The 1,658-nt window shown below is 44.5% G+C and carries 1 protein-coding gene and 1 pseudogene; both read left to right on the forward strand.

Annotation, left to right across the window (positions count from 1 at the left end):
• A partial coding sequence (locus ACFRAK_RS28440; RefSeq protein ID WP_394573106.1) for an aromatic amino acid lyase occupies positions 1 to 864 on the forward strand: 864 nt, incomplete at its 5' end.
• Between the two features lie 133 nt (positions 865 to 997).
• A pseudogene (locus tag ACFRAK_RS28445) lies at positions 998 to 1,416 on the forward strand (GNAT family N-acetyltransferase).
• Positions 1,417 to 1,658 lie beyond the last annotated feature (242 nt).

Below are 1,658 nucleotides of genomic sequence, written 5' to 3' on the forward strand. Positions count from 1 at the left end.
GTCGTTGGAGGACTGGAAGAAGCGGAAGTATTCTACGAGGGTAAGCGGATGCAAGCTCAATCCTGCTTTGAAGCGTTGGGAATGGAGACGGCATTCCCTTTGGAATGTAAAGAGGTACTCGCGCAAATGAATGGCTCGACGATGACACAAGCTATCGCAATATTCGCTTGTCATAATATGCAGCAGTTGCTGGACATTGAACAAAAGATCGCGACCATTTGGGATAGCGGCCGATATATTGCGATCGATTCGAAAGAGCAGGTCGATTACGCTGTTGACAAAGCTTTCCGTCTTATTTGGAATACGGTCAATTTTGAGAATAATATAACTTGCGACAACCCGTTACTCTTCGAGATAGAGGATGGCTACGAAGCGGTCATGGGCTGCAACTGCAGTAATACGCAAATAGGATATGTCATGGACTTGCTTACTATATTGCTTGTGGACAAGGCGAGCTATGCGATGGAGCTTTTGAACCGGCTTGAAGGGGCAGAACACGCAGAAAATATAAAGCTCGAGGCAATCCGGGAAGCGGCTTCTGCAAAAGTCCGGCTCATCCACTCGTTATCAATACCGGCCAGCGCCGATTCGATTCCTACCAAGGCCAATCAGGAGGACCATGTAGAGTTCAGCTTTGGGGCGGCAAGAAAAGCGATGAGAGCATTGGAAGCGTATCAATCGCTGCTGTCCTATCTTTTGGCTGTGGCGATAAAAATAAATATGACCCGCAGCAACAGCGACAAGACGAAAGAGATATTCCCCGACTTAAAGGTGAGTGTGACGGGCTCCTCTGCTCGATTAGCCGCCAGTCTTCATCGGTATTTGGCTGAGAAGTTTGATCTCATTCCATTGCTTCCTTCTTGAATAGGTTGAATGATCTGGCGAATGATATTAGAGTTAATTAATAAATATTTAGATATTGGAGAATGGAACGATGCAAATACGCGAAATTGAAGAAAAGGACAATCAAAGAATAGAGCAAATTATTAAACGCTCATTGGAATCCTTTAACCTAAACATTCCGGGAACAGCATATTTTGACCCTCAACTGAGCAGTCTGGCACAATATTACAAGGAACAACCAAATTCAAAGTATTGGGTTGCAGTGAATGAACAAAATGAAGTAGTAGGTGGTGTGGGGATTGCACCATTTGGGCAGGAACCCGACATTTGCGAGTGCAAAAGCTATACATTGCACCCGAAGCACAAGGTATGGGGCTGTCGAAAGATCTTATCAAAGTAGCACTCGACTTCGCCACGGAACACTATACACACTGTTACATAGAAACATTGAAGAAACTTCAAGCAGCAAATCTCCTTTACATCAAATTAGGTTTCCAACAACTTGAAAGACCACTAGGCGGTTCAGAGCATAATGCTACAGACACCTGGTTTATAAAAGATTTATCGTTGTAGGGTTCGTGCAGTAAATATTTGAAATCGATAGGCACCCGCTAGGGTGCCTTTTCGCCATTTGCAGGAAGTCCATGCTTCTCAAAACTACCAGTCGTCTCAAGAGAAAAACAACCCCAAAATAGAACCGTAATCATCCGAAAAATCAATAGTCCCCCCTAGAAAATAACCAATTGAAATAAAAATCGCACACCAGCACAGGGCTCCGAGGCCCGAGTAGAGCATATATTTCCGTGGGTTCATGG

It is taken from the genome of Peribacillus sp. NPDC056705 (assembly GCF_043656335.1).